4 protein-coding genes, 1 tRNA gene and 1 pseudogene are annotated in these 4,476 nt (G+C 68.2%); 5 read left to right on the top strand and 1 reads right to left on the bottom strand.

Going from position 1 to position 4,476, the window contains the following annotated elements; genetic code table 11:
* The 4 genes and pseudogenes from G3N93_RS35065 to G3N93_RS35075 all read left to right on the top strand — a co-directional run.
* A pseudogene (locus tag G3N93_RS35065) lies at nt 1-1,768 on the top strand (hypothetical protein); the annotation flags it as partial.
* Entirely contained in the window at nt 1,765-2,136 is a 372-nt protein-coding gene (locus G3N93_RS35070) for a hypothetical protein (protein WP_206135021.1), read from the top strand. The pseudogene G3N93_RS35065 and the gene G3N93_RS35070, both read left to right, overlap by 4 nt.
* A gap of 42 nt (nt 2,137-2,178) precedes the next feature.
* Entirely contained in the window at nt 2,179-2,595 is a 417-nt protein-coding gene (locus G3N93_RS41850) for a helix-turn-helix domain-containing protein (RefSeq protein WP_241026833.1), read from the top strand.
* Nucleotides 2,508-3,578 (top strand): site-specific integrase, encoded by a 1,071-nt coding sequence (locus G3N93_RS35075; protein ID WP_277396595.1) that lies wholly within the window; start codon nt 2,508-2,510, stop codon nt 3,576-3,578. Before G3N93_RS41850 ends, G3N93_RS35075 begins: the two co-directional genes overlap by 88 nt.
* A 15-nt stretch (nt 3,579-3,593) precedes the next feature.
* Here G3N93_RS35075 and G3N93_RS35080 read toward each other — a convergent pair.
* Nucleotides 3,594-3,669, bottom strand: a tRNA-Arg gene (locus tag G3N93_RS35080).
* Nucleotides 3,670-3,920: 251 nt separating this feature from the next.
* Between G3N93_RS35080 and G3N93_RS35085 the strand changes: the two genes are divergently transcribed.
* The coding region (locus G3N93_RS35085; RefSeq protein WP_206135023.1) for a cytochrome c5 family protein at nt 3,921-4,476 on the top strand (556 nt) is incomplete at its 3' end.

Here is a 4,476-nt window from a genome sequence, read left to right on the forward strand (position 1 = left end):
TGACCGGGCGCGCGCGCTCGACCAGCTCGAACCGTGGCTCGTCGCCGGCCTGCCCGGCGACGCATCGCGCCGCGGCCGGCCGCGCATCTTCCTGCCGGCGCACGATTTCGCGCAGTACTGGCGGTTTCGCGTGCGGCCTGACTTCACGAACTACATCACCAAGATGGATCGCAACGAGGAATCCGGCGTCGACACGCCCGTGATGACCGACCTGTGCGGCTTCCGCATCGCCGGCATCAGCCGCGTGGCCGTCGCGAGCGCGACGTCGACGATGACGGGCGACGCCGACCAGGCGCCCACCGTCTACTTCGCCGTGTCGGTGCAGGCGCCGCGCCACGGTGCGCAGCTGATCCGCCGCGTGATGCTCGACGATCAGCTGCACAACGTCGACCAGTGGAGCAAGTTCGGCCCGATCTGGGCGCCGGCGCCGTTCAAGCGGATGGTGAACATCCTCGAGCGCGGCGCCGACCTCGGCGCGCGCCGCGCCGCGAACTTCGTCGGGCTCGCGTGGCGCGACGGGCGGCTGATCGTCAACGAAGGCCCCGACTGCTACTTCACCGAAGCGGACAAGCAGTGCCCGTATCACAACCTCACGTTCCCGGACGGCCCGGTGAGCGACGCGCGCCGCGTGATCGCCGCCTACCAGACGACGTTCCGGCAGAACGCCGCGACGATCCCGCTCGTGTGGGCGCTCGGCGGCCACCTGAAGGCGCTGCTCGGCTTCTGGCCGCATCTGACGATCCAGGCGAACAAGGGCGCGGGCAAGTCGACGCTCATCAAGCGGCTCGAACGCTCGCTCGCATTCACGATGTTCTCGGGGCAGTCGCTGCAGACCGAATTCCGGTTGCTGACCAGCATCAGTCACACGAGCCACCCGGTGGGCTGGGAAGAACTGTCGGCACGGCGGCAGGACGTGATCGACAAGGCGGTCGGGCTGCTGCAGGAGAACTACCAGTACACGGTAACGCGGCGCGGCACCGACATGACCGAATACCTGCTGTGCGCGCCGGTGATGCTCGCCGGCGAGGACGTGCCGGTGCGCAGCCTGCTCGGCAAGCTCGTGCGCACGACGCTGACCGGCAAGCGCGGGCCGCTGCTGCCCGACGACCTGCCGCGCTTCCCGGTCCGGCAATGGCTCGAGTTCCTGACCGGGCTCGACCGGCGCACCGCGCTCGACCAGTACGCGACGCTGCGCGACAAGGCGCTCGCCGGCTGCCGCGCGAGCGGCGAGGACGACGGCGCGCGGCGCATGGCCGGCAACTACGCGGCCATCGGGCTCGCGTGGCGCTACCTGTGCGAATTCGCCGGCATGGACCCGAGCGAAGGCGATTTCCCGCGCGACCTGATCGCCGAGATGAACGGTCACGTCGCCGAAACCAGCGCCGACCGCGAGCCGTGGGTCTGGATCATGGAAACGGTGCTGTCGGAAATCGACGGCGGCAACTACAAGCATCCGTACACCTTCGACACCGTCGACGGCGAATTCTGCCTGCTGCTGCGCACCGGGCACGTGATGGATCACCTCGCGCACACGAGCGCGCTGCGCGACAAGTGGAACGGCCTGCCGGTGAAGTCCGACCGCGTGTTCAAGGCGCAGCTCAAGCACGCCGGCGTCGTGGTCGGCGAGAAGGAGGTCGAGCGCCGCATCTACATGCGCCGCGTGCCGTACCTGACGCCGGTGTCGCTCGAGCGTCTGGCCGCATTCGGCCTGCACGTGTCGGTACGCGAGGACCTGGCGACCGATGCGCTGCAAGGCGGCCGAGCATGAGCCGCGCCCTGTACGACCTGTCACCACGCGGCGGCGCCCGTCGGGGGCCGGCAGGCAGCGCACGCGAGTCGTGGTTATCGCGTGTGCCGGCTCGCAAGTCCTTGATTCCTGAAGGAACTGCCGCCTTGTATCGCGCCGGGTTCGCCACGTGTCATGCCGCTTTTGCCATGAGTCCGGTTGGCGCGCCGGCGGCAGTCCCTTCTTCTTTCTCTCTCTTCAACTCATTGAAGAAAAAGAAGAAAAAGAACCGGGAAGCCCTTGCGACCCACCGCCATCGCGCACCACGAGTCGGGGCCGCACTGCCATCGGTCGCCGGCGATGCAGCGATTTCGCGCCACGGGTTCCGCGCGGCCGCCACGCCTGAATGATGGCAACCGATGGCCAACAAAACGCTTGAACATCAACGTGTTATGCACTCTTCACACGCAAACCACCACTCCACGAGTTGCGCTGCGTGCCCGCCCGGCGCGCGGCCTGCCGACAGCCCGAATCCGGCCACCGTCGACCTGGCGGGCGCCGCGGCCCTGCTCGGCGCCCACCCCGAAACGGTGCGCCTGAAGGCCCGGGCCGGCGCGCTGCCCGGCCGCAAGGTCGGCAAGCGCTGGATCTTTTCCGTCGCCGCCCTGCAGCGCTACCTCGCCGGCGAATGGCTTCCGCCCGTCGCCCAGAACGATCAGCAACAGGAAACCCGCCCATGTCGCTCTACAAACGCAAAACCAGCCCGAACTGGCAATACAAGCTGTACCCCCCTGGCGGCGGAACGCCGATACAGGGAAGCACTGGCACCCGCGACAAAGCCCAGGCCCAGGAATTCCACGACCGGCTGAAGGTCGACCTGTGGAACCAGGCACGGCTCGGCACGAAGCCGCGCCATTCGTGGAACGACGCCGTCGTGCGCTACGTCGGCGAACGCGCGAGCCTCGCCAGCCTGGAAACGTCGAAGATTCACCTGCGCTGGCTCGACCGGCACCTGTCCGGCGTCGCGCTCGCCGACATCGACCGGAACCGCGTCGACGCGATCGCGCAGGCCAAGCGCCAGGAACCGCGCACGGTGCGCACCCGGCACGGCGTCGTCGAGACCGACCGGGCCGTCAGCGACGGCACCGTGCGTCGCGTGATCGGCGTGCTGAAGTCGGTGTTGAATGCGGCGGTGGAATGGGAATGGCTGGAGCGCGCGCCGGTCACGAAACGCGCGAAGATCGTCTCGAAACGCATCCGCTGGCTGACCCCGGCAGAAGCGGAGCGGCTGCTCGCCGAACTGCCCGCGCATCTCGCCGACATGGCGCGCTTCAGTCTCGAGACCGGCCTGCGCCGCGCCAACGTGACGGGGCTGCGCTGGTCGCAAGTCGACCTTGCGCGGCGCGTCGCGTGGATCCACCCGGACCAGGCGAAGGCGCGCAAGGCCATCACGGTGCCGCTTTCGGATACCGCGATCGCGGTGCTGCACCGCCAGCGCGCGAACCCGCGGGCGCCGGAATGCGCGGACAGCGTGTTCACCTATCGCGGCAGGCCGGTCTACCAGACGGCAACGGCCGCATGGGCCAAGGCGCTGCAGCGTGCCGGCCTGAGCGACTTCCGCTGGCACGACCTGCGTCACACCTGGGCGAGCTGGCACGTGCAGCGCGGCACGCCGTTGCAGGTGCTCAAGGAGCTGGGCGGCTGGGAGACGATGGAAATGGTGCAGCGGTACGCGCACCTGTCGGCCGACCACCTCGCGCAGTGGGTCACGCCGCTGACGGCCGAGCCCGTGCCGGTGCCAGCTGCAATTCAGCTGCAACGAGACAGTGCGACGAAGGGAGAAAACCGCTGAGAGCCTTGATAGGCTTGGCGCGCCCGGCTGGGATCGAACCAGCAACCCCTGCCTTCGGAGGGCAGTACTCTATCCATTGAGCTACGGGCGCGTGAGACAGTGAAGCGACCCCAATATACAGGCCGCCCACCATTGGCAAGACGGCAAGGATACCCGGTTTCCCATGAAGCGTCCACCTTGCCCGACGAATCCGCGCGGGGCCGCGCCGCGTGCGGGTAAACACGCGCCATCGCACCGCTCGCCGTGATGTAAACGTTCCGTCTATAATCGACCGGGCTTCATTGGACTGCCATTTGCCGTTGCACCGCGCTCACAATTCCTAATCATGGAGACGAGGCAAGCATGAGCGAAGCACCCCACGAATCTCCGGTCAAAACTCCCGGGCAGCTGATTGCCGTCATCATCGCGTCGTTCGCGATTCCGATCATCCTGATCGTCCTGTTCGCCAACTACGCGAACCATGCGTTCCGTTACGGCGCCGGCACGGACGCGCTATCCGACGAACAGGTTGCCGCACGTGTCGCCCCGCTCGCCCAGGTCGAAGTGAAGGACGCCAACGCGCCCCGCACGTACAAGACCGGCGAGGAAGTCTACAAGGCCGTCTGCGTGACCTGCCACGGCACGGGCGCCGCCGGCGCACCGAAGTTCGGCAACAAGGACGACTGGGCGCCGCGCATCTCGCAAGGCTTCGACACGCTGCTGAAGACGGCGCTGGCCGGCAAGGGCGCGATGCCGCCGCGCGGCGGCACGAGCCCCGACGACGTCAGCGACTATGAAATCGCCCGTGCGATCGTCTACATGGCGAACAACGACGGCGCGAACTTCCCCGAACCGGCCGCGCCGGCCGCCAACGCGGCGCAACCCGCCAGCGGCGCCGCAGCCGCGTCGGGCGGAGCGG

It is taken from the genome of Burkholderia sp. Se-20378, from assembly GCF_017104665.1.
Taxonomy (GTDB): Bacteria; Pseudomonadota; Gammaproteobacteria; order Burkholderiales; family Burkholderiaceae; genus Burkholderia; species Burkholderia lata.

Bases quoted from the DNA above. Each gene is read 5' to 3' on its own strand.
- G3N93_RS35070 (WP_206135021.1), top strand. From the start codon at position 1,765: ATGAGCCGCGCCCTGTACGACCTGTCACCACGCGGCGGCGCCCGTCGG.
- G3N93_RS41850 (WP_241026833.1), top strand. From the start codon at position 2,179: ATGCACTCTTCACACGCAAACCACCACTCCACGAGTTGCGCTGCGTGC.